Source organism: Poriferisphaera sp. WC338 (assembly GCF_050931845.1).
Taxonomy (GTDB): domain Bacteria; phylum Planctomycetota; class Phycisphaerae; order Phycisphaerales; family Phycisphaeraceae; genus Poriferisphaera.
Genome location: NZ_CP194516.1, coordinates 2,525,672 through 2,549,713, shown reverse-complemented (window position 1 = coordinate 2,549,713; position 24,042 = coordinate 2,525,672). Strand labels below are relative to the sequence as shown.

Below are 24,042 nucleotides of genomic sequence, written 5' to 3'. Positions count from 1 at the left end.
CAAGATTAGTATGTACGGGTGGGTTTATGTGATGAGGTAAAGAAATATGATGTAAAAAACCCCACGCAATGATTGTGGGGTTAGTGGTGGGTGGCACAAAAGTTGAGTTTACATATCTCGTATTTGATTATGGTTCATCACGGGTTTCGAAGGTCTTGCTCCAGTTGTACGACCAGAGGGTGTTGATGCCGATGTTTTCGGCATGACCGTCGACGAAAACCATGTTGATAGTTTTATTGGGATGGCGGTTGAGGTAGAAGCGGCCGAGTTGCCAAGGTGAGCCGTCCATACCCATATTCCAACGTGCGCCCATGTTGGCATCTGGTGGGATTTGATCATCATGGTGTGGCCAAGCGTCGAACCAGTTGCAGTCGGCGAAGAGGGGTGTAGTGGTTGTGGATCGAACGGATTCAATAGTGTCGTACCAAGTATCATCGGGTGTTGCAGCACTGACGCCGGACCATCCCAGCATAGCGCCAAGTTCGTGAGGTTCGGAGATACTTCGGTTATAGAGGAAGCCGTTGAAGCCGTAGGAGCCGTATTCAGGTCCGGTGTTGTCTTTGTTGAACATGCGCCAACGTGCATTGGCGGCACCTGGCCAAGGACCGATACCACCTGCTTCATCGAATGGTGGGTTATTTGAGATGGGGCAGTGGCGTAAATCGTTGAATCCGGTAGAGAAATCTTGAAGGTGTGATGCAGGGTAAATCTGGCCAAGTGTGGTAAAGGGCAGACCATTTGGGTAATCGACATTGTAGATGGTAAAGGCTTGCCCAAGGCCACGGAGATTGGCGAGGCAGCTTGCAGATTGCGCGGTTTGTCGAGAAGTGGCAAGTGCGGGCAGAAGTATCGCGATTAGCAGAGCAATGATGCTAATGACAACGAGAAGTTCAATCAGTGTAAAAGCATTGTGACGGTGTTTGCTGTTCTTCATATGCTTATTCGCCAATCAGGTGAAAAGTATGCATCAAACGATGACGGATGATGTGGCAGTGCTATTCCAAATATGGGAGAGCGTTAAAACTGTGATCATGTTTTGTGAAGACTATATGATTTAAAATAATTTTATCTTTTGAGACGCAAGGCGAACATGCTTGTAATGCCACAATGGATTGCAGTAAAGCAATTGATTGAGATGGAGGTTGCGGCTCTTTATCAAAAGTGTTGTTGGTATGTAATGGTAGTTTTACGAGAAGGAAGTACAACTTAGTTTCGTAGTTACTAAGTATTTTTATAGATAAACCTGTTGCCATTGGCAACAGGTTTATGATTATGAGATATTTTGTATGCCGCTAACAAGCGCAGAGCAAGTCAGGTTAGACCCATACGGTCATGAAAATAGCTTCTTCGGTGATCTTGCCGACGAGTTTGCCGGTGGTGACGTTAGAGAATTTCACTTCGTAGGCGGGATGCTTGTCGAGCCATTCGTTGACCTGATCGTCGAGGTGATGGATCGCATCCGCGCGGAGTTTGCAGAAGAATGTTTTGCAATGGGTTGCGCCGGTGCCGGTCTGGTTGGTTTCGCGTTGCCAATGATCGGTGTGTTCTTGGCCTTGTTGGAAGGTTCGGATTTTGTTGGAGCCAACGATGTTGCCTTCGACCGGGGCGTCGGGGTCTTGCGGGGCATCGTCAACGTCGATCGGCGCGAGTTCGTCTTCCTCTTCGTCAATCAGCTCCGGCGTGATTGGTGGGGCGCTTTGCAGAAGCTCTTCGTCTGTTGCGTGATGTTCTTGGGGCATGACGATCTCTCTTTCTTTGATTCAAAACGAATTCAAATTTGAAATGCAAATATGAAAATGATGATTCATCGCAAAACAGATTTACACAGGGCAATTAAAAGACGCTCACCCTCATTAATGTAATCGGCTGGATCATGAGTGACAAGACAAAATTGTCCCGGTTAGTCATATACCCACGGGTAGCCTGCTTGGTTGTGAGTCCAACGTGTCAGCGAGTGGAAACTTGCATTTACCGTTGAATTTGCGAGAAAGTCGCAGTGTATTGACAGGGAAGTGTTTCTTCGGACGATGGGACTTCGATTGCGATCAAGGTTGCTTGCAGGTTGAGGGTTTGGCCAGGCTGGCAACTGGTGTGGATTTGTAGGTCGGTGACGATTTTTTGCGGTAGCCAGAGTGATGGCTTGTGGTGGCCGATTGCGGCTTGGATGACATGTCCGCGGTCGTTTGAAATGGGCCCTTCATAGGTGAGATATCTTTGGCGGTGATCGAATATCCGCTGTAAGGGCAAGGGAGCCGAAAGATCTGGCCACTGTTGAGGCGGAATCGTGGTTTGGAACGCCAACAGACGATTCTCAGGCGATGATGTGAGGTCGGGCTCTAGTTCGCTTGGTGGATAGGCTGGAATCGCCGGATTTGGAGGATAAGTGAGCAGCCAGTCGTAATGGATAGGCTCAGCGGCTGAATGATCGGGCAGGGTATGTTGGAGGATGGCAGTTGGCAGAAGCATGATTGGGAAAACGGTTGTGGGGTCGGGTTGGCTAGTCAGATGATCATACGGAAGTATAGAGGCAAGACGGCTCTGCCGGAAGTTTTTGGCCTTTGGAATGCTTACTCTTTTCTCTTGCTGAATTTATCCTCGATATGAGGCGTTCTTGCGGCTTTACGCATCGGCTCAAGGGCGAACTCGTTAAGCATAAGAAGGGTAGGGTGGGGATAGGGGTATGCAGTTTGCGAGAATTGTTTATGATGGTAGCACGATCAGAAAGGGCGCCCGATATCGGGCTATCAATTCAGGATGAACATGATGAAGAATCAGAAGACATATTGTGTGGTCGCACTACTGACAATGGGGCTGCTGGCGGGCTTGTTGGGTTGTGAGAGTAACTATCGGTTGCGTGAAGATGGCCGAATGGCCACGTACCATCGGGACTACGATCTTGCGGCAGAGAAGTATGGCTTGGCCGCTGAGCGTGAGCCAGACGATTTTATGGCTCAGTATGAACTTGGTAAGACCTACCTTTTGCTTGGTCGTCCTGTGTCGGCACAGATGAGTTTTGAAAAAGGTTTGGCCGTGAAGCCCGACGATAAGGAATGGACACCAAAGTTCATTGATGGTATCGCCGAGAGTTTTTATCAGCAGAAGCGTTACGAACAGTTGGCGTCATATCTCAAAGACAAGGCAGAGTACTATGGCAGACCACGCGATTACATCCGCCAAGGCAAGTATCTCGCAATGATCGGTTCGCCGGATGAAGCTGTGCTGGCTTACAAAAAGGCAGCGCATTTTTCGAGTAAGGGTGATGCGAGTGCGTATGTCGCTATTGCAGAATTTTATGAATCGATTCAGGATCTTGAGAACGCACGCATCGCGCTGCGGTATGCCTACTTTGTAGATGCGGACTATCCGGGGTTGGACGATGATTTTCGTAAGCTTGGCATGATCCCTGGCCCAACCATGCGGCTTGAGCCACCCAAGCCTGCGATGCTTCAATAGACTGCCTCGTGGATTTTGCAGCATGTGAATCAAGCCCAGGCTGTGACAGTCTGGGCTTTTTAGAAGGGGATACCATTTCAGCCTGCGTTTCAAGGGATTAAAGTCGCGCATGAACGTGAAGGATCACAATCTGGAGGCTAATGAGGCGGGTCGTGTCGGCGTAGGAACGGTGCACGGTTTTAAAGATGTACGTCCTGTTGAGCTTTGGCGGCTCGCGATGCGATTGGTCATGATGCTTTGCGTGGTGGGCGGTACGGTGTTGGTTGATGGATTCTATAAGCCGCCGTTGCCCGCGTGGGGATTGGGTGCCTTTGAAGGTGTGGGGGATATGCTCCCCGGCGGCGAAACGGGTGAAGCGCTCTATATTCGGCTGATGCGTGTGTTTCAATTTGTCGTGATGTGTTTGTACTGGCTCGATGTGATATTGATTGCACGCCAGCGCAAGAAAGCGCTGGATCGGCGGATGAACTGGGTCGATATTGTTTTGCTATCAATGGTCGGTGTTGGCACGCTTTTGCATGTGAACGGTGACAGGGGCGGATGGTGGATGTTTGAATTAGCTGCGTTGATTCTCTGCGCCAGTGACCTTTGGCGGGTGAACGCAGGATTGGCAAGGCGACTCAAAAATCCCGGTATTCTTCTGCCACTAAGCTTCATTACTCTCATTTTAATCGGTACTCCGTTGCTCAAGCTGCCGCATGCTACGCCATCAGGCATGTCTATTTCGTGGTTAGACGCGCTGTTTACCATGACCAGCGCTGTCTGTGTGACGGGATTGGGCGTGCGTAGCACCGCCACCGGTTTCACGCCATTTGGGCAGACCGTGATTCTTATTTTTGTCCAACTCGGCGGGTTGGGGATCATTATCTTCGCATCGATGTTCGCTATGCTCATTGGTCGCAGCCTGTCGATCCGAGAACACGTGAGCCTTAGCGGGTTGATGGATGATTTACCGCTGTATAGAGTGAGCGGTTTTGTGCGGTTTATCGTGCTGACGACGCTTGCGATCGAGTTGATCGGCGCGCTGCTGATGATGCCGATGTTTGCGGTGGATGGGTATGGGGAGATTATGGGTTGGTCAGGGCGGTTTTTTTATAGCCTATTCCATTCGGTCAGCGCATTTTGTAATGCGGGTTTTGATCTCACGGGACAAAGTATGGCCGAGCATCGTTATTCACTCGGCCTGTTCACCGTCATGATGCCTTTGATCGTTATTGGTGGGATTGGCTTTCCTGTGCTGAGTAATCTTGCTGATATGCTCCGCCACCGTGTTAGCCGCAGGCGTATGTGGAACGTGCGGCAAATCCAATCGGACGCAACCAGCCTTCATGGTACGCGCATGACGTTGCATACCAAGGTTGTATTGGTGACAACGCTGAGTTTATTTGTTGTGGGGACGGTGGGGATATTTGTTGGTGAGGTGATGCCGTGGGTTTATCAAGCCGCGGATGTGGGTGTGACTGGACATGCTGTACAAATTGGCGGGGAAGGTGACAGGGGCGTGACGGTGCAACTTGGCGAGAAGTTGGCGGACGCGAGTTTCATGAGTGTTAGTGCTCGCACGGCGGGTTTTAGCAGTGTGTCGGTGGAGGAACTACATCCAACAGGGCAGCTTGTTTTGATTTCGCTCATGATGGTTGGAGGGTCGCCGGGTGGAACAGCAGGTGGTGTGAAGACGACGGTGATTGCGCTGCTTATTCTCGGCGTCATCGCCAACATGCGACAGCGGAAAGAGGTGGAAGCTTTTGGTCGCACGATCAGTAACGACACGGTGAAGAAAGCGGGCACGCTTTTCTTTTGCTATATCGGTTTGATCATGGGTATGACGTATTTGCTCACGCTTAGCGAGCCGTTTACGTTTTTGAAAGTGTTTTTTGAGGTGGTGAGCGCGGCAACGACCACGGGTTTGAGTATGGGCATCACACAGGACCTGACTTCATTTGGGAAATGTGTGATCATTGTTACCATGTTTCTTGGCAGAGTTGGACCGCTTGCGCTGCTCGGTGCTTTGGTGCTTTCAAGATCGAGAAAAGTGCTATACCGCTATCCGCATGAAGATGTGGTGATGGGATAGATCAAAAAGGACATAGATATGCAACGATTTGCAGTGATCGGTATGGGACGATTCGGCGCACGTTTGGCGGCAAACTTGGCATCATTGGGTCATGAAGTTATTGGCATTGATAAAGATGTTGGGCTGGTCGAATTGATGCGCGATCGTGTGACACTGGCCATTGCGATGGATGCGACCGATGAGCAAGCATTGTTGTCGCAAGGCGTGGACAAGGTGGATGTGGCGATTGTTGGGATTGGCGGCGACTTTGAAGCGATCACCATGACGACGGTGGTGCTGAAGCAGTTGGGTGTGCCGCGAGTGATTTCAAGAGCGGTTACGCCGATGAGTGCGAGGATCTTGGCAAAGATCGGAGCGGATGAAGTGGTGAATCCGGAAGATGAAAGCGCGGATCGTTGGGCAAACAGATTGATCACGCCAGAGTTTCAGAATCATTTAGAACTAGATGCGAGCCACAGCATAGTGGAAATTCAAGTGCCGACCGAATGGGTGGGCAAGAATCTGATCGAACTCAATCTACGTGTGGAGAAGCATGTTCATGTAGTAGCGATCAAGCGGAAGGATGAGGCAGGCAAAAAATTGGAAGTGAAATTGCCGAACCCACAAGAGAATCTTGGGAAGGATGATGTGCTAGTGTTGATGGGTGAGGATAAGGATTTGGGGAAAGTTGTGGAGTGAAATTCATTATAGCATCACGAAAAAAAACACTTCAAGTGCAGTAGATTTTTTATGTTTGATCGTGATGTCAGATTAATCTTTGCGGCGAGTTAGTAGGGAGAAGACGGCGAGCGAAAGCAGCGCGAGGGAAGCCGGTTCGGGGACAAGGATGATGTTGATGGTTGCGGCCGAGCTGATCCAGTCGGTGCCGTTGTTGGCTGCGTCGAAAAGATCTTGTTCGAGCGTCATGTCGAAGGAGGTGTTGTCGGCAAGTGTGCCGGCAAGTACGGCTGCGTTTCGGTCGATCACGGTGAAGGGCGTGTTGAGTGCAAGACCAGTAATGGGATTGCCGTTGAGTGTAAAGGATGTGCCCGAAATATTGATGGTGACACCGCCATCAATTCCGAAGCCATTGATGAGCCCACCGGAGAAGTTGACTTCACTGCCTGAAAAGATTTCGAAGAAACCGCTGATGGCTCCACCTGACATATGAAGTGTGCCGCCGTCAAGGATGAAGTGACTGAGGCTATGTGATGGCGTTAACGGGCTTCAATGGTTTCAGATTCTACTTGAACAGGGCGATTGTGTTGCGCTTCTTTTTTAGCGATGCGTTTGGCCGCAAGAAGCATAAGCAAGCCGACGGAAGCAATGAAACCTGCGACGATTGCAACCACGATGCGTCCACTGTTGTCTTGAACGGGAATCATGAGAAATAAGAAAAGCAGACCGAGGATAAAAGCAAATAGGCCGATGTTCTTGAGTTGAAATGTATCGTTGCTTTGGCCGACTTCCGTATCAAAATCGACAGGTGTTTGCATGTTGTCATAAAAATTCTGAACCTCTTTGCGTTGTGACTCAGGAACGTGTTTCCAAAAGAGGGCAGGGATGAAGTATCCAGTGGTGCCAGCAACAAGAATGGCGGCGGAGAGTTCTTGGTAAGAAAGCTCCCAGCCAAAGGCATAGTTTAAGATCGAAGGGATATATCCTGCCGCGATCGAGATAAAGATCGACCATCGTGGGACTTTACGAACGAATAAGAACAGTACTAGTGGGATCATTTGCGGGAAAATAAGGATGCTGGAGAGCTTGAGCATGAAGTCAAAGATAGACATGCCTTCAACTGCAGCATAGAGAGTTGCGATACCGATGACGATGACGCCGGAGAAGATGGTGGCGATTTTACCTACGATCACTTCCTGTTTGGCAGTGAGAGATGGCTTGTTGATTTTTCTGAGTATTGGTGGCAAAAGGTCACGCACAATCAATGCGGCATTGGTGTTGAGGCCTGTGTCGAGCGAACTGATCGCCGCTGCAAACATCGCAATGATCATGATGCTAAACGTACCTTTGGGGAGGATATGGTAGGCGGTGATGGAGTAGGCGTATTCGACGGCTTTGCTCGTATCATCCGGGTTCATCGCGGCAACTTCAGGGGAAAGAAATAATCTCGCATAGATCGGTGGGACAAAGAAAACAATGCAGCCCAGCGTCATGAGGACGCCTGCAAAAATGGATGCTTTCGCCGCTTCGCGTCCGTCTTTTGCTGAGAAGTAGCGGACACCCTGAAACAAACTACTCATGTTAAAGAACTGAACGAGGAATGCGACGACAATCCACGTGAAGCCATACTTTGCGGATCGGAACACCTCATCTTCTTTTTGTTCGGTGAAGAACTTCAAGTCAGATGCCGCATCGCTGCTGCTGATGGCTGAAAAAAATTCAGAGATACCGCCTGCGTGCTTGAAACAAAGCACGGTAATAATCACCGTGACGATGACTAGGACGAGCCCTTGAACAAAGTCGTTGGCCATAACCGCCCATTTGCCGCCGATGGTGCAGTAGAAGACCACGATAACACCGACACCAATGATCAGATATTGAATTGGCAGGTCAGGAATCAAGACCTTAGAGAAGATCGCCAGTGTATAGAGGACGACACCCGCCCAGATGTATCCGTTGAACACAAGCAAATAAGCCACGACCTGTTCCGCGGTTTTACCGAAGCGCGCCTTGAGTACTTCCGCAAAGGTGATGACGCGCATCTGTCGGTACCACGCCGCAAGGAAAAGCCCGCCAATGATGAAACCGACCACATTCGCACCATAGATCGCCAAAGGTGACCAGCCTGATTTGTAGATGCCTGCTGCGTTGCCGACAAAGGTATACGCACTAATGCCGCTCATGAACATACTGGCCCCAACCAGCCACCAGCTTCCTCGCGCACCAGCTCTGAAGTAGTCGCTCCCATTACGAACGAGTCGACTGAAAACCACGCCGATGAGGATAAGCACGATCATGTAGATGCCGACAATGGTGAGGTCGAGATTACTGCCCATCTGGGACTCCCTGATTGGAGAACGTTGCTGTGACTGATTGGCGTCTCGGGTGAAACGTATACGGGTGGTTGGAGACGTTGCTGAAAAAGAAGTTCGTCATAGATTCTCAAGGCTGATATCCGACGCGGTTCTTCTGTATGTAAATCATAAAAATCAGTGTAAGCGAACCCGCGTTGCCTGTTTAGACACACGTGATGGCCAATAACGACAACTGTTAGGCATTGATCTGGCGGTCAATTACTGATGTAAGATGCCTTCGGAGTTCGGGCTTTGATAGGCATGTAAGATGCGAGATGAGGCGAGGTTGGATACACTGATGGCGGAAATTGGTTGCGAGCTGTGCATCTGGCCGAGGGCAGATGGGAGCTGGCTGATGTTTGAACTAGCCCGGTGTGGTGTGGGGGGGAAAGATGCGCCGGGCAGCTGAGCGAAATTCATGAACATTATTATTTGCGGCGCTGGTGAAGTGGGACGGCACTCTGCGGAAGTGCTCGCCACAGCGCGAAACAATATCACGGTGATCGACGAGTCAGCCACCAAGCTGGCCGAGTTGGATGAGGTGATGGACGTGCGTTCATTGCTCGGCAATGGTACGCAGGCTGATGTTCTTCTCGAAGCCGGTTGTGCCAAGGCCGATCTATTTATCGCGGCTACTAGCAGCGATGAGATCAATCTTCTTGCCGCTTCAATCGCCAAAGGTGTTGGTGCGACTAAGACCATCGCTCGGATTCATCACAGCGCCTTCTTTGAGGGGCGCGGCTTTGAATATGCCAAGCATCTCGGCATCGATCACATGGTCTGCCCCGAATACACCACTGCACTCGCGATTGCTTCCACGCTCCGCAACCCAGGTGCGTTGGCTGTCGAGCAGTTTGCCAAGGGTATGGTTGAGATGCAGCAGCTTCCGGTCAGTGAAGACGCCAAAGTGATTGGAAAGAAGCTACGTGAAGTTGTTCTTCCCGGCCCGGCTCGTGTGACCGCGATCGAACGTAAAGGTATCGCCTCCATTCCCGAAGCTGACACGGTGATTGGTGCAGGTGATGTGGTGACCATTATCGGTGAAGCAAAGAGCTTCGATAAGATTCGCAGGGTATTTCAAACCGAAGCTGCTCGGCGTCGGCGTGTCATGATCATGGGTGGTAGCACACAAAGCGTTTGGCTTTGCCGCGCACTTAAAAACCGCGGTTTTACCGTGCGTCTCTTTGAAGCCGATCGTTCACGAGCCGAAGAGCTTAGTGAGAAATTAAATTGGGTCACGGTCATTCATGCTGACGCGGTGAACACCGATGCGCTGCAAGAAGAACGGGTTGATTTGGCCGATGCATTTGTGGGTATGACGGAAGATGAGGAAACCAATATCCTTGCCGCAGCACGTGCTAAGAGCATGGGCGCCGCACAAGCGATGGCGGTATTGCAACGCCCGACCTACCTACACCTACTTGAGCACATCGGTATCGACAAAGCTTTCAGTCCTCGCGGCACTGCGGTTACTGAAGTTTTGCGTCTGCTTGAAGCCGGACCAGTGCGCAGACTTGGCAGTCTCAGTGAAGGCATCGCAGAAATTTATGAGATTGAGGTCACCGGTACAGCTGTCAAAATCATCGGCAGCCAACTCAAAGATATTAAGTTCCCCAAGCACTGCTTGATCGCTGCGATTCAACGTGATGAGGATGTCTTCGTACCAACCGCTGACAGTAAAATTCTTGAGGGAGACACCGTTATCGCAGTGGCTCCAAGCCAGAGTCGTAATGAACTGCGCCGCATGTTTGGTGGTCGCACGCTTCCATTGCAAGGAGCTGGATGGATGGGATTGTTCTAGAGCCACAAATAAGCAGGGATGGGACTGTTAAAGGACTGACAAAAGCGGGGGAGCAGAGGATCAACTGTTATGAAACTGCGTGTGGTGATGCAACAACTCGGCCTTGTGCTGCTCGTCATGTGTTTCTGCATGTTGCTGATTACCGCATGGGCCAGCTACCTTTGGTGGGCTGACGACGCGGCCGAAGAACTCTTTGCCATTAAAGGTCTCATCGGAGCCATCATCACTGGCGGGGCTGCAGGTATATCTCTTTGGGCAGGTGGCATGATGCGCTGGGGCAAGCCAAAAGAAGATCGCCCGTTTGATGAATCATCATTAGGACGGCGTGAAGCGCTCCTTCTCGTTGCGCTCACGTGGCTTGTCGGTGCTGCACTCTCCGGCTTGCCCTACTACCTCTGGTGGCACCTCGGTGATCATGCCATGGATCACCAATTCCGCAGCGCGGTCTCGTGCTACTTTGAAGCAATGAGCGGTCTTACCACCACCGGAGCGACCGTCCTTTCAGATATCGAAGCTGTTCCGCGTAGCCTTCTTCTTTGGCGTGCTACTACTCACTGGCTTGGAGGACTCGGTATTGTTGTTCTCTTCGTTGCCGTCTTGCCCACACTCGGTGTCGGTGGCAAGCGACTCTTCAATGTCGAAGCGCCTGGTCCACAGCAGCAGGGTGTCCGGCCACGCATCCGCGAAACCGCCCGCGTCCTCTGGCTCATCTATCTTATGTTCACCATCGTACAGGTCGTGCTTTATCGCATTTTTGGCTTGGACTGGTTTGAAAGTGTCTGCCACACATTTGCCACCCTCGCTACCGGCGGCTTCTCAACGCACAACGCCAGTATCGGTTTTTACAACAAAGTTGAAATCGGATGGTTTAACTCATGGATGATCGACATCATTACCATCGTCTTTATGATCCTCGCGGGCATTAATTTCGGCCTCTACTACCATCTCGCTCGTCGACGTTTCAATGTTATCTGGAAAGATCCCGAACTTCGTACCTATCTTGGCATTATCATTGTTGCCACTATCATTGTCTCGGCCAGTCTTGTCGGCAGGAACATCGTCGAAACCGACGGCGATCAAATCGTTGCTGATACTACCGACGCCGTTCGCTATGGCCTCTTTCAGGTTGTTTCCATCCAAACCACAACAGGCTTTGCCACCGCAGACTTCAATCTCTGGAATTTCCTTCCCAAGATGGTTTTGCTTCTACTCATGTTTGTTGGTGCGAGTGCTGGCTCTACTGGCGGAGGTATCAAAGTCATCCGTATCATCGTCGGTGTGAAAGTCATTTTTGCCGAAGTCGAAAAAGTCTTCCGCCCCAATGTTGTTCGTACCATCAAGGTTGGTAAGGGTGTCGTTTCTCCCGAGCTCAGGCAAGCGGTGCTCGTCTACATCATTGGTATCGTTAGTCTTTTTGGTGTCGGGTCTATCGCACTGATGCTTTTGGAGCCAGCGGGCAGTATCGACTATGTCACCGCTGCTACCGCCAGTGCCGCGACCCTCAACAACATCGGCCCCGGCCTGAACATGGTCGGCGCTGTGGAAAACTACGGATTCTTCTCCAGCGGCTCCAAGTTCGTCATGAGTCTTCTCATGGCTCTAGGCCGCCTTGAGGTCTACGCCATCTTCGTCATGCTCGCTCCATCTTTCTGGAAGACCGATTAAACCGCCATATTTCAGTGCACGAATTTGCGTATCGTTTGACGAATAGCAGGGGGACGGCAACAATATAAGGATGACGGGGTAGGGCACGATACGACTAAAACTGGATTTGGAAAATTGCGATATGCCGATTCGTGAAGAAGATTGTGTGAATGTTGAGCTTAAGCCGATGAACGCTGCTGAGCGTTTCTATCTGCCTGAGGTGTTTAAGGGCATGGGAACCACGATGCGTCATATGGCCGGCGCGATTGGTGGCAGCCGTCGTAAGACCAACCGTGCGATGCAGTACCCAGAACAACGTCGTGAGGATTTGCCCATCGAAGAAGGCGGTCTCTACAAAGGCAACTTCCGCGGTGTGCATCGTCTGAACCGTGACGAAGAAGGCCGTGTCCGTTGCGTCGCCTGTTTTATGTGTGCAACTGCCTGTCCGGCTGAATGTATCCACATTGTTGGTGAAGAATCCCCTTGGGATGATCGTGAAAAATACCCGGTCAAATTCGATATCGACGAGCTTCGTTGTATCTTCTGCGGTATGTGTGAAGAAGCGTGCCCCGTTGATGCGATCGAACTTACGCCTATCTACGATGTTGTCGGCCTCTCTCGTCAGGAGATGATTTTTGATAAGGAAAAACTCCTCAAGGTTTACGACGAAACCATCGACGATAAGCCAATGTGATGTAGGTCGGAATGTAAAGCCAACCAGACGCGATCCATTTCGGGTCGCATTTTTTATGGATTAGCATAACATTCGGTCAGAATATATGAATCCGTGCTAATCAATTTGTCGCTGCATCAGGTATGGTTGTTGCTCTTCTATCTGATCTTGTGGAATATCAATAAAGCTAAGTTTGAGATACATTCGTCGATGATCTTTGCAGCCAAAGCCCGCCGTGGTGCGGATACAAGTCACATCACGTTTTTTTGCGAGTTGCTCAATACGATAAAGCAACTTACCCGCAAGGCCGCGCCCACGAAGATTGGGTGGAATGATCAATTGTTTAATTGATAGTGTGTGAAGAGCAGGTTGGGTATATACGAATGCGCCAGCTACCAGTTTGGCGTTGTTATCATCCACAACACCAATGATCAGTGGCGAGGTGTTGTCGGAGGATTTGGTATTTAGATCCTGCATAAAAGCATCAAGAATCTCGTGGCCAAAAAGCATCACCGCTTCAGCTTCATACTGCGTGAGTTTCTCGATTGTAACGATCCTTAAGGGTGCATTATCGGTCATCTAAGGATCATAACTCGGGATTGCTGGAATGGCTTATATTTTCAGCGTTTTTTTCTTGCTCTTCTGCCAGTGGATTCGGATACTAAAAGCATGAAGGGATTCATGAGAGAGCATGTCTTAATACATTAAATTAACACCTATTACGTGGAGCATTTTATGCGTTTTGAAGTACACGGAATGAACGTCGGATTGACACCAAGTCTTTTGAGCCACATCGAAAATCGCCTGACCATCTCGCTGGATTGTTTTAAGGATCGAATCAGAGGTATTGTTGTTCGCCTTGGGCGCGATCACTTTCATGATGATCATCATGAAATGACATTAAAGATTCAGGTTGATGTAGAACGTGTTGGCACGATTTATTTGGAGCAGAATGAGAGTGATTTATATGCGGCGGCGGACATGGCTGGCGAACGGCTTAAACGGGTTGTTCGACGTAAGATCAATCGCCGGCGTGCCATGCACCGCCATGCTCGGCAGGACCAGAGCCGAAAATTGGCTGCGGTGTGGGGCTGACGTCAATCTATAATGAATGAAGCTGATCTCTACTTATTGATATTACGGATTTAACTATAAAATAGAAAGCGACGAACTGTCTTACGCAGTTTGTCGCTTTATTTAATAATGTTGAATTATAAAAATAGTGTGGTTGCAGGAATTGGCGACGTGCGTCCTGTTCATGGTTTCTGCCGAGCCGATTCGTTGGTTTTGCGACGCATATCCAGATCAGGTCGCTTGTGCACAATTGGGTGCTTAAGGTCGGGCGGCGGAGCATTCAAGGACGTGTGTTTTCAATGGCAACGCCAACGGCTACTACCACACTGTTTCTACTAAAACTTTAGCTTGGTGCATTCTTAGATTCAACAGGAATTTATCCTATGCATACAAGATGCGAACATACAATGATTCGCTTGGTCTAGGCTTGATCTCCCATCAGTTGCTCTTTAATACGATCTGCAATCTCACCAAAAATAGATACATCCTTTGTTTGTACTTGATCTGCACGGCGATTTCTTTTACTCATTTCCGCATTCCAAGGTAATGGCGTTTGTGTCACATCTGCTGCTTCTGAATTTGCTTTGGGCTTCTTCATTTTCAGTTTATGGGTTGCATGATACGTGTTGGATTTATTTTGCATACGTTACCTCTTCCATGAATGTATAGGCAGACGGACAAGATTAAACGGTTGCTGGCACCAATCATCATCGATGTGATTCACAAAATGCATCGGCAAGTGTGTAACGTGCAGCAATGCTTTTTTCTTTCACGAATTCATCAAGTGACTCGATTTTTTAAGCAGCAAAAGAACGCCAATGTTTTAGCTATTGCAGCATGAATATTCATACTTAATCTTCACGCGCAACAACAGCCACCCGTAAGATTTGAATCGCTAAAATAAACTTCAATGTGCCGCGAAATGTATCCGCAACTTCCTTTGCGACACCTTTGATTATTGCTATGGATCTGGGAAGGACAAGAGGGGGGATCCCCGCAAGAAACGCCTCAACAGTGTGACTTTCGTTACTTACGGATGTTGTATAAGGCCATGTGTGTGTGATGGATTGGATGTGTGACTCATACTGCCATCTAATCGCCTGGCGTGTGCCTGAAAAAGTATAAGATTACGCTTGCATACTGGTGAAAGTTAATGCTGTAAGTTGATGAAAAATATACGGTTACATCCGCATGTCGTGACGTGTGTTTTATCTGCCTAAATGTGTTAGGTCATACTTGTTGTATTTGAGCGAATAGGTACAGTATGTAGGTAAGTTTGATCAGGAATCATATTTACTTTTCTAGGTATTGTGTGACGCGATTGGCAGCTCTGTTTTGATTGTCAGGTCGTAAGTGAGTGGGCTTATTGTGTTCGCTGTGGGGGCGAATTGTTTCTTCCCCTTTAAACCTTTTTCCAGGGTATTCAAAACCATGAGAGAAAAGAAGAGTGATGGACTGCTAAGTGCAGGGCGCTATCGTCCAGGTACATTGGCAGTAGGTATGGCTTGCTTGGGTTTGTGTTTCGTGTCTGGTGCAGCGTTTGCTGAAAACGACACCGAATGGCATAACGCAACTGGCGATTCAAATTGGGCAACCGGTGGTAACTGGACAGCAGGAGTTTCTGTTGATGGTGATGTCCATTACGAAGACCTGAATGCGGACACTATACCAGACCTTGTGTTTAGGCCCAGTGGGATCACATTCATTGATGACATTTCTAACACATATGAAGTCAATGGTATCGGCAGTGTGACCAATATTCAGGTGTTCGTTTTTGAAGGCACCATTGAGTCAAACTACACGCTCAATGGTACTGGCACGATCACTACCACCATTTCTACACAAGGCGATGATGTTGACGCACAGAAAGCGATCATCAAAAACAACAGTGCCTATCAACACACGATTAATAACAACTTTCGTCTACGCGACAAAGTTGAGGTTGACGCAAATCTAGCCGGCTTCGTTTTTAACGGCGACTTCAATATTAGTAGTGGAACGTTCGTTGATGAACGTACTGACCCAGATACTGTCACACCCTATGCGACCAACGTTATTTTCATGGGTGACAATGACATCACGGTTAACGGTGTGATCTCTGGCACTGGTTCTATCGTGAAAGATGGTATTGGCACATTGGCTCTCAACGGTCAGAATCTTTATCAGGTTGGTACGACGATCAATGCTGGTAAAGTTATCATGGGTAACAAGCTTGCCTTTGGTATTTCTGATGTCACGATCGGTGGTGCTTCCGAGCTGGAAACAACCTCAGACTTCCGAATCACCAATCAGTTTACGTTCCAAAATGATCTTTCGTTTGTGGGATCAAATGATCTGCTTTTGGGTGCGGAAACTGCTGCAACCAAAGCCGTTTTTGATTCAAGTGTGACTTTTACTGTTGCTGATGATATTACCTTTGGCCTCGAACGTGTGGTTGAAGAAGGTGCTGGTCCTGGTACTTACAGTATTACGAAGCTTGGCAATGGTATTCTGACCTTTGGTACAACCAATGCACCTGTCGGTGGCACATTTACCACTACACTCGGCGGCGCATTGAATGTGAACGCTGGTACAGCGGTCTTCAACAAATATTCAGACATCAATTTCGGTGGCGGTATTGCTGTTGCAAACGGTGCATCCCTCTATCTTGGCGGCACCGTGAACAGTACTATCAACACCAGTGGCACCATCCACGTCGGGGCCATGGCTGATGATGCAACAACAGACACGGTGTTTGAACAGATTGACACCGCTACACTGACAGAAAATCTCGTTGCTGATGCAAACAGTAATTTTGTCTTCGGTATTGCGGATAATGCAACCTTCGATCAAATTAACTTAACCGGTGCTGCAACAGCTGATTTGAATGGTACATATACTTTTGCGTTCATTGATTTCTCTGCAGCGAAAATTGCCGGCTCGTACGACCTGATCACCAGTGTGGCCGGTATTACCGATAGCGGTATTGTGATGGATGCTGACATGAAGACCTTCCTTGAGAAGTACTTCACCGTAACAGAAACGGTCGGCGCTAACGCAGTGAACGCAACCTTTGCATTAAAGGATTTCGACGAAATCGTCATAAGTCCAGAGCTTGCTTCTATCGCCGGGGCTGTTCAAAACATCAAAGACACCAGTCCGGCGCCCGGTAGCGAATGGGACGTGATTCTCAATGAGATCGACACGATGAATGTGGCTAACATCGAAGGTGCGATCGCTCAGATGATGCCAGAAGATGTGAACGCGATGCAATCTATCGGCATCAACATGATCTCGGCTCAGACGAATAACGTGAATTCGCGCATGGACAATGCTCGTCATAACACGAATATTTGGCAGAGTCAGCCGCAGAACTTTATGGTTAGTGCTGAGGACGTTGCAGATCCAGAAGAGCAATACCTCATCATGCTGCAGACCAACCCGTTCCTCAGCAATCAATCCGACGTGGCTTACAGCGATGACGCCTTCGATGACATGAACAAGTCTGACAAGATTGGTTTCTTCGTCAACGGTTTCGGCACCTTCGGTGACATTGATTCAGCCAAGAACATGCCCGGCTATGATTTCAAGACAGGTGGTGCATTGTTCGGCGGCGATTATCGTATCGATGAAAACCTTCTTGTTGGTGCATTCATGGGCTTCTCGGTCACCGATGTTGAGATTGATTCTGACGGTGGCTCAAGCGACGTCACGAACTTCAATGGTGGTGTCTACGCTTCATACTTCAAAGACGGTTGGTATGTGAACGGCCAAGCCGGTCTTGGTTACAACCAATATGACAACAAGCGTGTGATTGTCGTGGGAGCAACGACCAATACGGCTGAAAGTGATCCAACAGGTCTGCAATTCAGTGCAGCTGGTACTATCGGCTATGACTGGAAAGTTAATGACTGGACCATCGGTCCTTACGGTCAGTTCGAATATGCCACTATCCGTATCGACGAATACACCGAAGAAGGTGCTGGCGTTCTGAATCTTCAGGTTGAAGAAGCGACCTTCGATTCATTCCTTGGTCGCGTTGGTGCCCGTGCTGCTCTCAGTATCGACATGGAAACCTTCGCATGGCTCCCAGAAGCGCGTATTGCTTACCAGCATCAGTTCATGGATCAGGAAGAATCACTGACCGCTCGCTTCCAAGGCGGTGCAGGTTCAGCGTTCAACTTCACTACCCGTGACCTTGGTGATGGCGCTTTCATCTTCGGCCTCGGTACCAATGCTGTTGACCGCGTGAATGGTCGTTACTTCTACGCAAACTATGATGCAGAGCTCGGCGACGAATACTCCGTTCACACCATCAGTGGCGGCATCCGTCTTACCTTCTAAAGCTCCAGTAGTCTAGTTAGACAAATCTAAGTTAAATGTAGTCACCCCGCTTTCTCGGAAGTGGGGTGTTTTTTAGATTGTGTATCGCGGAAACATCATTGTTTCTAAGTTGAATAGAGAGACGGATTCGTCTTCCCATATATCGATACAAAAACATACTTGATCTCATGAATCAAGCATGTTGATGAATTGAATTGATCTGCTAAAAATTCCGGCATGTATATGTTTTAGATTCGTTTTATTTCTCTATGAGGGGGAAATACGTAAGCCGGAATTTGGCACAACCGAATGGGATTAGCTTGATGGATCGTTGGTTGTTTATATTTTCAGCATAGGGTTTTTGAGGCATCGCAGCATACTGATTGTTTTCATCTTTGAATTCCCAGTTGATTTGTTGTGCCGTGATATGTAGTTCGATAGGCGGTGTTTTACTATTCCAGACGGATCCATCTATAGAATTATTCATGATGCGAATTTGGCTTTGATTTATATGTGTCTTAATAGCGTAATTAAATGGTTGTGTTGCATTCAATGAGTTTGCATCACGTTCATCAAACGCAAGGCTATAAAGCAGGGGCCCTCGTGTCACATAGGCGAAAGGAGCGCCACTAGCAACGGCATGTGCTTCCGAGTCAACACGTGAACCTCCGGGAGTGACGTAGATTTCGCTGCCGTTTTTATCCAGTAGTTTTTTTTCATAGCCAGTATGAACTGCGACATCCATTGGTAATTCAAGTCTGATTTGATCTCCATTCTTCCACTCTCTGTTGAGGATCACAAATCCATTGCTGTTCGTTTCTGCATTGATGTTCTTGTTGTTAATTTTGATCTTGTAATTGTTGCACCATTTGGGGATGCGGAGATAAAGAGGAAATGTGAGTGATGTGTCACAGGTAAACAACATACTCAATCGATCTCTAAATGGGTATTCGGTTTTGGTAGTGAGTTTGACGGGTGTTGAATTGATGAGGGTTTGGATTTCATTAGGTCCATATGTTAGCAATGCGAGGCCGCTATCAGGAGTTCGCATCGCCATATGCATGATGTAATTTGGCAATGCGCGATTGAGGTTTCCGGTGCAACAGAAAGGGGCGTAAAGATGTTTGAAATTATCTTTTCCGACTCGATGTTGATTATTGACGATACCAGGTAAACGATTAGGGCTTAATAAATAAACGTGTTTTTGAAAACGGTCTATACCAGCTGGAAATGCGTTAAAGAAAGCTTGTTCGATAGCGTCGCCGTAGTGAGCATTACCAGAAGCACGAGCAAGCCAAGTTAATGACCACGAAAGATCGACGACATCGCAAAGCTCGGTTGCGGTGAATCCGCCAACTCCCCTTAGATACTCGTTTGCAGAATTGACCCCATGAGCTTGAATATGTTCGTTCTTAAGGAATTGATATGCAGATTCAGATGCCTGCAAGTATTCTGGATTAGTTTTGCTTGGTGAGGTGGCGTAAAGCTTAAATAACTCGTTGAATGTGACGCCGTGCACAATGCGAGTACGTGAAAAATTATTATTTGACCAGCTATCAACCATTCCAGAAGTATGTTTTTTAAGTGTAGCTAGACCGATTTGTCTTATGGTGTCATTATTAGTTCGGCTTGCGACTTCAAACAAAATTTCAAGATTTACAAGATGTCTGCTAAAGTGCATTTCCGTGCCGCTTATTGGATAACCCTCTGGCACTTCACGTTCGAAGACGGGAAAGTTTTGGTAATAGTTTTCTAAGAAATCAAGATATTTTTTATCGCCGCTCGCATCATATAATGCAAGTACGGCTCTATTAAATACAGCAATACTCCAAAGTAATCGTGATGCACGAGAAGGCAGGTGACGTTTGATTTTCCGTTTTCTGTTTTTGGCTTCTTCGGCAGATTCTTCACCATCATCTTGGGTTGTTAAGATTGGATCGAGAAGGTTTTGGGCAAGGTTTGATTTGTATAATTCTTCTTTTAATATTGGATGGAAAAAGTAGCCATCAGATTCTTGACCGTCAATGACAGGATCGATTTCGCTTTTGACTTTTGCGATAAGTTGTTCGTCATGGAGGATGTATGCGAGACGTACAAGCCCATCAAGATAATAACCTTCCTGCTCAAGTTTCGGCCAAGCGTGTTGTTGAGTACGAACAGTTCTCCAGTTTCCCAATGGGAAGGGTCTTGTCCCTTCATCTATTTTGCTATGGATGCCCTCCATATTTCCTGTATAACCGTGAACTGCTTCATCGGCCATGTGGGCAAGCCAACCAGTTGGAGCGATGTCTCCTGCAGGCAACGGTTTTAGTTGTAGAGGTACTCGGTCGTCCGCAAAAGTACTTGGGAACGATGATTGTGTGAGTATGCTGTAAATGCATGCGAATGAAAGTAATACTTTAAAAAAACAATGCAATGAGCTTATATGCTTCATCGATACGCACTCCCAAAAGATGGAAATAGGCATAGAAAAAAAACCTTCAATTGGAAGGTTGTACACGATTAAAGCCCACTCGCTTGCATCATAATATTACACAGAAGTGATCAGGGGAAGCCTGATTTTTATAATGTTAGATGCAGGCATCTCGACATTTCTTAAACGGTTTAAGAATGTTATTTGCGATCTGATCTGGATGTGCTTTTCTGTAATGTGTTCGGGGATCAGGCTAAACGCATGGCGATACCAAAGTTTGAATACACGTAGATGCCGATTCTTGATGAGGGAGTTTATGCGGTGTTGAAGGTTTGCAGCCAAGGCATTCGTATTGTGTGCGTTTGAGGGCAGGGTACGCGCGCATAAAAAAAACCTCAATCTTTCGATTGAGGTTTTGGTAGTCAAAATCTCTGACAAATGAACAGTTAATCGACCTTCACAACACGTTGCCGTGTTGTTATCCCGTCAGAGTTTCGCATGCTAGACTCTGTAGGTACGGGGCAAGAATATGTTGACATACAAGAGTTGGCTCTCACCAATCTCAAGTCTAAATTATCCCTTAGAAAGGAGGTGATCCAGCCGCAGGTTCCCCTACGGCTACCTTGTTACGACTTAGTCCCAGTCACCGAGTTTACCGTTGACACACCTGAATCGGTGCGGCTTTGGGTACTCCCAGCTCCCATGACTTGACGGGCGGTGTGTACAAGGCTCAGGAACGTATTCACCGCGTCGTAGCTGATACGCGATTACTAGCGATTCCGACTTCATGTGGTCGAGTTGCAGACCACAATCCGAACTGGGGCATGGTTTAGGCGATTTGCTCCACCTTGCGGTATCGCTTCACTCTGTCCATACCATTGTAGCACGTGTGCAACCCAGGGCATAAGGGCCATGATGACTTGACGTCGTCCCCACCTTCCTCCGGTTTGACACCGGCAGTCCCGCTAGAGTCCTCAGCATAACCTGTTAGCAACTAACGGCAGGGGTTTCGCTCGTTAAGGGACTTAACCCGACACTTCACAGCACGAGCTGACGACAGCCATGCAGCACCTGTGATCGTTCCACCCGAGGGCGTCGATCATCTTTCGATTCACTAATCCGATCATGTCAAACCCTGGTAAGGTTCTTCGCGTTGCTTCGAATTAAGCCACATGCTCCACCGCTTGTGTGAGCCCCCGTCAATTCCTTTGAGTTTTAGTCTTGCGACCGTACTCCCCAGGCGGTGCACTTAATGTTTTAACGTCGACCGAGATGGCGTCAAAACCTCCTCGATCTAGTGCACATCGTTTAGGGCGTGGACTACCGGGGTATCTAATCCCGTTCGCTACCCACGCTTTCGTGTATGAGCGTCAGTACATAGCCAGCAATCTGACTTCTCCTTTGGCGTTCCGATAGATATCTACGCATTTCACCGCTCCACCTATCGTTCCGATTGCCTCTCTATGACTCAAGATCAGCAGTCTACCGAGCAATTCCACAGTTGAGCTGTGGGATTTCACAAGATACTTGCTGATCCGCCTGCACACCCTTTAAGCCCAGTGATTCCGATTAACGCTCGGGCCCTTCGTATTACCGCGGCTGCTGGCACGAAGTTAGCCGGCCCTTCCTTTGGGTCTGGTCAAAATTCCTAAACCCTGACAGTAGTTTACACCCCGAGGGGATTCATCCTACACGCGGCATTGCTCCGTCACACTTTCGTGCATTGCGGAATATTCGTTACTGCAGCCTCCCGTAGGAGTCCGGGCAGTGTCTCAGTCCCGATGCGGCGGGTCGTGCTCTCACACCCGCTAGCCGTCTCTGGCTTGGTGAGCTTTTACCTCACCAACAACCTGATAGCACGTTTCCCGATCTCGAAGCAGTAAACCTTTGCTCTAAAAGCCATACGACTTAAAGAGGTTATGAGGTATTACCCCAGATTTCTCTGAGCTATCCCTCACTTCGAGGCACGTTAGAAACGCATTACTCGCCCTTTCGCCACTCTACTTGTGACCGAAGTCACTTTCGCGTTCGACTTGCATGTTTTAGCCATGCCGCCAGCGTTCAATCTGAGCCAGGATCAAACTCTTCAATTGAGTATCGTTATCACGGCCCGAAGGCCGAATGATTTCAAACGAAGTAGTCTAAAACTGGAACTGACAAGCAAGCTTGCCAGCCGGTCTCATTGATGTCATTAATAGAATTCAATGTCTTATATCGACTAAAATATAAGAATTTTAGGGTCTCACATTCCTGAATTTAGTAATACTAAATTCCATACAAGAATGCGAGATGATGCTATTGAGTGTGAATGCTCAATAGCGGGATCTTTTACCTGAAAGGTCGACTATGGAGTCTCGCTTCGCAGGTCACATTCTTGCGGTCCGTGATTAACTGTTCACTTGTCAAAGATCTTTATTATCAATCACTTACGTGCTTGACTCGCTGGGTGGTTCACTCAGCGGGGCGTCGCATTGTAGTGATGATTTTCTGAGTGTCAAGGCCATGCGGTTTTCTGTGGAAAACTGTTCTTGGCCGCCACGAAGGGGGATTTGAGCACATTGCGTGCCTGCCTTTATGGGCTTTCGTTGCCGATAGATCGCCTTGTCGTTGGCATGTGTCAGCGACGAAGAGGTATTATGCCCGGGCCAAAGCCTAGAGTCAAGTCGACTGTAAGAACTGTGTAAATCTGTGGATAACTAAATCCTGTTTCCGGCAGTCTCTGCCTATTGGGTCGTGTTCCGATCAGCAAATGCGCTAACACTCTCGTTTATCGGATATCTAGGCAGCGAAAGAAAAGTGTTTACTTGTCATGCCATTTATAAGCTCGATCACATAGTGTCCCTCTCTCAATATATGAGTGATCTCAAAAAGGATGGGTATGTTTCGAGGGCATCGGTATAATCGCAGCTTACTTAGGTGGCCAGAGAGAGTTTGTGGCCGCCAGCACGATGTCACGAGCAGACGTAAAGGGTTACACGATGAAATGTATGGTGAAGTTAACTGGCTTGAATCTTTGTTTAGGTGCGGTGCTGATGGCCGGTGGCTGTGGTAGTGAAGCTGATCAAGCTGAAGTTCATTCAGCAGGTGCAAAAGCAGTTGTCGCATCGGCACCGATCGCTACGGAAACTTATACCGTTCGCGGCGAATTGGTGGAGATGAAGGATGCGAAAGGCCGCATCAAAGTGAAGCACGAAGCGATCCCGACATTCAAAAGTAAAAAGGGTGATGTGGTGGGGATGAACAGTATGACAATGCTATTTCCTGTTGGAGAAGGGGTGCTGTTAGATAGCTATGCTAAGGGTAATAAGATCGAGATGAAGATGGTGGTGGATTGGAATACCACGGGAGTCTATTACATCTCAGAGATTAAGAAGCTGCCGGCAGATACCAAGCTTGCTTTCGGTGGAATGTCTGCGGATGCACATGTGGGACATGATCATGCGGCTGGTGAGCACAAGACGGAAGGTGGAGAGCATGCTGGGCATGATGGTGATGCGCATAGCAAGGACGAACATGCTGGCCATGATCATGATAAAGCTGTGACAGAAAAAGATGAGCACGCGGGTCATAATCATTAATTAAATTTGAAGATTACTT

Annotated in this window: 18 protein-coding genes and 1 rRNA gene; 9 read left to right on the top strand and 10 right to left on the bottom strand. The window is 48.3% G+C overall.

What is annotated here, in order from left to right; all coding sequences use genetic code 11:
* Positions 1 to 127: 127 nt before the first annotated feature.
* The 3 genes from ACQ6WK_RS10505 to ACQ6WK_RS10495 form a co-directional block, all read right to left on the bottom strand.
* Positions 128 to 934, bottom strand: a complete 807-nt coding sequence (locus ACQ6WK_RS10505; protein WP_432797338.1) for a type II secretion system protein — start codon at positions 932 to 934, stop codon at positions 128 to 130.
* Positions 935 to 1,316: 382 nt separating this feature from the next.
* Positions 1,317 to 1,739: a hypothetical protein gene (locus ACQ6WK_RS10500; RefSeq protein ID WP_432797337.1), complete on the bottom strand. Its 423-nt coding sequence runs from the start codon at positions 1,737 to 1,739 to the stop codon at positions 1,317 to 1,319.
* 229 nt (positions 1,740 to 1,968) lie between these two features.
* Positions 1,969 to 2,466 carry a hypothetical protein gene (locus ACQ6WK_RS10495; protein ID WP_432797336.1) on the bottom strand — a complete coding sequence of 166 codons (498 nt, stop codon included), beginning with the start codon at positions 2,464 to 2,466 and terminating at the stop codon, positions 1,969 to 1,971.
* A gap of 297 nt (positions 2,467 to 2,763) precedes the next feature.
* Between ACQ6WK_RS10495 and ACQ6WK_RS10490 the strand changes: the two genes are divergently transcribed.
* The 3 genes from ACQ6WK_RS10490 to ACQ6WK_RS10480 all read left to right on the top strand — a co-directional run bounded on the left by ACQ6WK_RS10490 (position 2,764) and on the right by ACQ6WK_RS10480 (position 6,205).
* On the top strand, positions 2,764 to 3,453 hold the full coding sequence (locus ACQ6WK_RS10490) for a tetratricopeptide repeat protein (RefSeq protein WP_432797335.1): 690 nt from the start codon (positions 2,764 to 2,766) through the stop codon (positions 3,451 to 3,453).
* A 109-nt stretch (positions 3,454 to 3,562) separates the two neighbouring features.
* The gene (locus ACQ6WK_RS10485) at positions 3,563 to 5,527 is read left to right on the top strand and encodes a TrkH family potassium uptake protein (RefSeq protein ID WP_432797334.1); all 1,965 of its coding nucleotides are present in this window, start codon (positions 3,563 to 3,565) and stop codon (positions 5,525 to 5,527) included.
* 18 nt (positions 5,528 to 5,545) lie between these two features.
* Positions 5,546 to 6,205 (top strand): potassium channel family protein, encoded by a 660-nt coding sequence (locus ACQ6WK_RS10480; RefSeq protein ID WP_432797333.1) that lies wholly within the window; start codon positions 5,546 to 5,548, stop codon positions 6,203 to 6,205.
* Positions 6,206 to 6,277: 72 nt separating this feature from the next.
* On the opposite strand, the gene ACQ6WK_RS10475 is transcribed toward ACQ6WK_RS10480, so the two are convergent.
* The 3 genes from ACQ6WK_RS10475 to ACQ6WK_RS10465 all read right to left on the bottom strand — a co-directional run bounded on the left by ACQ6WK_RS10475 (position 6,278) and on the right by ACQ6WK_RS10465 (position 8,958).
* A complete protein-coding gene (locus tag ACQ6WK_RS10475; RefSeq protein ID WP_432797332.1) occupies positions 6,278 to 6,673 on the bottom strand; it encodes a PEP-CTERM sorting domain-containing protein in 396 nt (131 codons plus the stop codon).
* A 50-nt stretch (positions 6,674 to 6,723) separates the two neighbouring features.
* Positions 6,724 to 8,520: a sodium:solute symporter family protein gene (locus tag ACQ6WK_RS10470; protein WP_432797331.1), complete on the bottom strand. Its 1,797-nt coding sequence runs from the start codon at positions 8,518 to 8,520 to the stop codon at positions 6,724 to 6,726.
* A gap of 237 nt (positions 8,521 to 8,757) precedes the next feature.
* Positions 8,758 to 8,958 (bottom strand): hypothetical protein, encoded by a 201-nt coding sequence (locus tag ACQ6WK_RS10465; protein WP_432797330.1) that lies wholly within the window; start codon positions 8,956 to 8,958, stop codon positions 8,758 to 8,760.
* On the opposite strand from ACQ6WK_RS10465, the gene trkA reads away from it, so the two are divergent.
* The 3 genes from trkA to ACQ6WK_RS10450 all read left to right on the top strand — a co-directional run bounded on the left by trkA (position 8,957) and on the right by ACQ6WK_RS10450 (position 12,677).
* Positions 8,957 to 10,339, top strand: coding sequence for a Trk system potassium transporter TrkA (gene trkA / locus ACQ6WK_RS10460; RefSeq protein ID WP_432797329.1), 1,383 nt, complete (start codon positions 8,957 to 8,959; stop codon positions 10,337 to 10,339). The genes ACQ6WK_RS10465 and trkA overlap by 2 nt on opposite strands.
* Positions 10,340 to 10,408: 69 nt before the next feature.
* Positions 10,409 to 12,004: a TrkH family potassium uptake protein gene (locus ACQ6WK_RS10455; RefSeq protein WP_432797328.1), complete on the top strand. Its 1,596-nt coding sequence runs from the start codon at positions 10,409 to 10,411 to the stop codon at positions 12,002 to 12,004.
* Positions 12,005 to 12,125: 121 nt separating this feature from the next.
* The gene (locus ACQ6WK_RS10450) at positions 12,126 to 12,677 is read left to right on the top strand and encodes a NuoI/complex I 23 kDa subunit family protein (protein ID WP_432797327.1); all 552 of its coding nucleotides are present in this window, start codon (positions 12,126 to 12,128) and stop codon (positions 12,675 to 12,677) included.
* A gap of 96 nt (positions 12,678 to 12,773) precedes the next feature.
* Here ACQ6WK_RS10450 and ACQ6WK_RS10445 read toward each other — a convergent pair whose 3' ends face one another.
* Complete coding sequence (locus ACQ6WK_RS10445) at positions 12,774 to 13,235, bottom strand: GNAT family N-acetyltransferase (protein WP_432797326.1); 462 nt, start codon at positions 13,233 to 13,235, stop codon at positions 12,774 to 12,776.
* A 156-nt stretch (positions 13,236 to 13,391) separates the two neighbouring features.
* Between ACQ6WK_RS10445 and ACQ6WK_RS10440 the strand changes: the two genes are divergently transcribed.
* A complete protein-coding gene (locus ACQ6WK_RS10440) occupies positions 13,392 to 13,751 on the top strand; it encodes an HPF/RaiA family ribosome-associated protein (protein WP_432797325.1) in 360 nt (119 codons plus the stop codon).
* Between the two features lie 400 nt (positions 13,752 to 14,151).
* On the opposite strand, the gene ACQ6WK_RS10435 is transcribed toward ACQ6WK_RS10440, so the two are convergent.
* Positions 14,152 to 14,373 carry a hypothetical protein gene (locus ACQ6WK_RS10435; RefSeq protein ID WP_432797324.1) on the bottom strand — a complete coding sequence of 74 codons (222 nt, stop codon included), beginning with the start codon at positions 14,371 to 14,373 and terminating at the stop codon, positions 14,152 to 14,154.
* Positions 14,374 to 15,161: 788 nt separating this feature from the next.
* Between ACQ6WK_RS10435 and ACQ6WK_RS10430 the strand changes: the two genes are divergently transcribed.
* The gene (locus ACQ6WK_RS10430; protein WP_432797323.1) at positions 15,162 to 18,053 is read left to right on the top strand and encodes an autotransporter domain-containing protein; all 2,892 of its coding nucleotides are present in this window, start codon (positions 15,162 to 15,164) and stop codon (positions 18,051 to 18,053) included.
* A 238-nt stretch (positions 18,054 to 18,291) separates the two neighbouring features.
* Here the strand turns inward: ACQ6WK_RS10430 and ACQ6WK_RS10425 are convergent, their stop codons facing one another.
* On the bottom strand, positions 18,292 to 20,292 hold the full coding sequence (locus ACQ6WK_RS10425) for a beta-L-arabinofuranosidase domain-containing protein (RefSeq protein ID WP_432797322.1): 2,001 nt from the start codon (positions 20,290 to 20,292) through the stop codon (positions 18,292 to 18,294).
* A gap of 737 nt (positions 20,293 to 21,029) precedes the next feature.
* Positions 21,030 to 22,538 (bottom strand): 16S ribosomal RNA (locus tag ACQ6WK_RS10420).
* 894 nt (positions 22,539 to 23,432) lie between these two features.
* On the opposite strand from ACQ6WK_RS10420, the gene ACQ6WK_RS10415 reads away from it, so the two are divergent.
* Positions 23,433 to 24,023, top strand: a complete 591-nt coding sequence (locus ACQ6WK_RS10415) for a copper-binding protein (RefSeq protein WP_432797321.1) — start codon at positions 23,433 to 23,435, stop codon at positions 24,021 to 24,023.
* Positions 24,024 to 24,042: the final 19 nt, after the last annotated feature.

Excerpts from the sequence above, each read along its gene's own strand:
- ACQ6WK_RS10415 (WP_432797321.1), top strand. The coding sequence starts at position 23,433 with ATGGTGAAGTTAACTGGCTTGAATCTTTGTTTAGGTGCGGTGCTGATG.
- ACQ6WK_RS10465 (WP_432797330.1), bottom strand. The coding sequence starts at position 8,958 with ATGAATTTCGCTCAGCTGCCCGGCGCATCTTTCCCCCCCACACCACAC.
- ACQ6WK_RS10450 (WP_432797327.1), top strand. The coding sequence starts at position 12,126 with ATGCCGATTCGTGAAGAAGATTGTGTGAATGTTGAGCTTAAGCCGATG.
- ACQ6WK_RS10435 (WP_432797324.1), bottom strand. The coding sequence starts at position 14,373 with ATGCAAAATAAATCCAACACGTATCATGCAACCCATAAACTGAAAATG.
- ACQ6WK_RS10455 (WP_432797328.1), top strand. The coding sequence starts at position 10,409 with ATGAAACTGCGTGTGGTGATGCAACAACTCGGCCTTGTGCTGCTCGTC.
- ACQ6WK_RS10440 (WP_432797325.1), top strand. The coding sequence starts at position 13,392 with ATGCGTTTTGAAGTACACGGAATGAACGTCGGATTGACACCAAGTCTT.
- ACQ6WK_RS10480 (WP_432797333.1), top strand. The coding sequence starts at position 5,546 with ATGCAACGATTTGCAGTGATCGGTATGGGACGATTCGGCGCACGTTTG.
- ACQ6WK_RS10475 (WP_432797332.1), bottom strand. The coding sequence starts at position 6,673 with ATGTCAGGTGGAGCCATCAGCGGTTTCTTCGAAATCTTTTCAGGCAGT.
- ACQ6WK_RS10505 (WP_432797338.1), bottom strand. The coding sequence starts at position 934 with ATGAAGAACAGCAAACACCGTCACAATGCTTTTACACTGATTGAACTT.
- ACQ6WK_RS10485 (WP_432797334.1), top strand. The coding sequence starts at position 3,563 with ATGAACGTGAAGGATCACAATCTGGAGGCTAATGAGGCGGGTCGTGTC.
- trkA (WP_432797329.1), top strand. The coding sequence starts at position 8,957 with ATGAACATTATTATTTGCGGCGCTGGTGAAGTGGGACGGCACTCTGCG.
- ACQ6WK_RS10490 (WP_432797335.1), top strand. The coding sequence starts at position 2,764 with ATGAAGAATCAGAAGACATATTGTGTGGTCGCACTACTGACAATGGGG.
- ACQ6WK_RS10445 (WP_432797326.1), bottom strand. The coding sequence starts at position 13,235 with ATGACCGATAATGCACCCTTAAGGATCGTTACAATCGAGAAACTCACG.
- ACQ6WK_RS10425 (WP_432797322.1), bottom strand. The coding sequence starts at position 20,292 with ATGGCCGATGAAGCAGTTCACGGTTATACAGGAAATATGGAGGGCATC.
- ACQ6WK_RS10495 (WP_432797336.1), bottom strand. The coding sequence starts at position 2,466 with ATGCTTCTGCCAACTGCCATCCTCCAACATACCCTGCCCGATCATTCA.
- ACQ6WK_RS10470 (WP_432797331.1), bottom strand. The coding sequence starts at position 8,520 with ATGGGCAGTAATCTCGACCTCACCATTGTCGGCATCTACATGATCGTG.
- ACQ6WK_RS10430 (WP_432797323.1), top strand. The coding sequence starts at position 15,162 with ATGAGAGAAAAGAAGAGTGATGGACTGCTAAGTGCAGGGCGCTATCGT.
- ACQ6WK_RS10500 (WP_432797337.1), bottom strand. The coding sequence starts at position 1,739 with ATGCCCCAAGAACATCACGCAACAGACGAAGAGCTTCTGCAAAGCGCC.